The organism is Centipeda artemidis DSM 19719, assembly GCF_000426665.1.
In the GTDB taxonomy this organism is placed as follows: domain Bacteria; phylum Bacillota; class Negativicutes; order Selenomonadales; family Selenomonadaceae; genus Centipeda; species Centipeda artemidis.
The window spans coordinates 1-1,183 of the sequence record NZ_AUFU01000036.1 but is presented as its reverse complement, the minus strand read 5'-3'; the positions used below and the strand labels follow the sequence as shown (position 1 = coordinate 1,183).

The 1,183-nt window shown below is 43.7% G+C and carries 2 protein-coding genes and 1 pseudogene; all 3 read right to left on the bottom strand.

Annotated elements, in window-relative coordinates; all coding sequences use genetic code 11:
- On the bottom strand, positions 1 to 81 hold an 81-nt coding region (locus tag K341_RS13065), incomplete at its 3' end, for a hemagglutinin repeat-containing protein (RefSeq protein ID WP_156024945.1).
- Positions 82 to 286: 205 nt separating this feature from the next.
- Entirely contained in the window at positions 287 to 727 is a 441-nt protein-coding gene (locus K341_RS0110715) for a hypothetical protein (RefSeq protein ID WP_026762794.1), read from the bottom strand.
- Positions 728 to 733: 6 nt separating this feature from the next.
- Positions 734 to 1,183 (bottom strand): annotated as a pseudogene (locus K341_RS12770) (hypothetical protein); the annotation flags it as partial.

Below are 1,183 nucleotides of genomic sequence, written 5' to 3'. Positions count from 1 at the left end.
GAGATTGCCGCCGACCTTCATATTGACCTTTTTGCCAGATGCCTGCGAGCCGATGATGTTGGTATCTGCGCCCGAGGTCATGGAGAGTTTTTCTTTTGTGGTAACAGCACTGAGGGCAGCGCCTTTTCCTTCGATGGCAGAGCCCTCGACGGAGAGGTTACGTTCGTTATGGAGTTCTTGACTCTATGACTCCTAGCGAAAAAGCACCGCTCTACCGCGAAAACATGAATACTCCATCCCCATAGTTACCTTGCTTTCCTTATCTTTTTTAATTTTGTTCTATTTTTTAGATAATAACCTCCCATAAATGTTGAATAAGCATAATAATCCCCACGACCATCAATAATACGCCTGGTATCCATATCCAGGAGAGTCTATCTATTGCAATCCTATTAAAAGCAGGTATTTGATTTTTCTCTAGCATAGCACTTGTCGTTTCGCTATTCAGGTATTTATTATATCTGTGTGCAGGATACGACGCGATAAATAAAACAGCTCCGATGTGAATCACCCCCACCATTTTTCCCGTATCTGATTGAAAAAATAATATCTCTCCAAACATGATTTTAAGAAAGATAGGTATGCATAGCAACAATATAGAACAAACTATGCCTGTCATATATATAACAGAATGAATACTTGCACGTCCTGCTTTATATTTATATAAAGTTGTGATTAGTGCAGTACCCAACATAGTGACAAAAATTAAAACTAGAAAACCAACCATAGACTATCACTCCTCACCATGAGCGAGGGACTCTTTTTCTTTGTCCGTTTTTATAGGATATATATCTTTTCGTATATAGTCCTTAATATACGCTCCGGCAGTTCCTCCAACAATTCCACCGGCATAACTGCCAATAAACGCTCCAACACCGACTCCGGTAAAACCACCGACTATGCCGCCTACACCCCCGCCTACAATAGTTCCCTCGGGACCGAGTACGGTTCCGGCAGTTCCACCAGTTAATGCTCCGGTGCCTCCACCAACAATTCCTCCGACATATGCACCACCAGTGGCTCCTAGGCTTGCTCCGAGAAGCCCTGCACCGATGGGAATCATATTTGTCCCCCATGCGATTGCCAAGTCTCCGCCACTATATTTCTGATAATCTTCATGAAAATCTGTGATCGAAAAGATTGATCCGGACGCACCGCCGACTCTGCCAAGCCACCTGAAGCC

Excerpts from the sequence above, each read along its gene's own strand:
- K341_RS0110715 (WP_026762794.1), bottom strand. The coding sequence starts at position 727 with ATGGTTGGTTTTCTAGTTTTAATTTTTGTCACTATGTTGGGTACTGCA.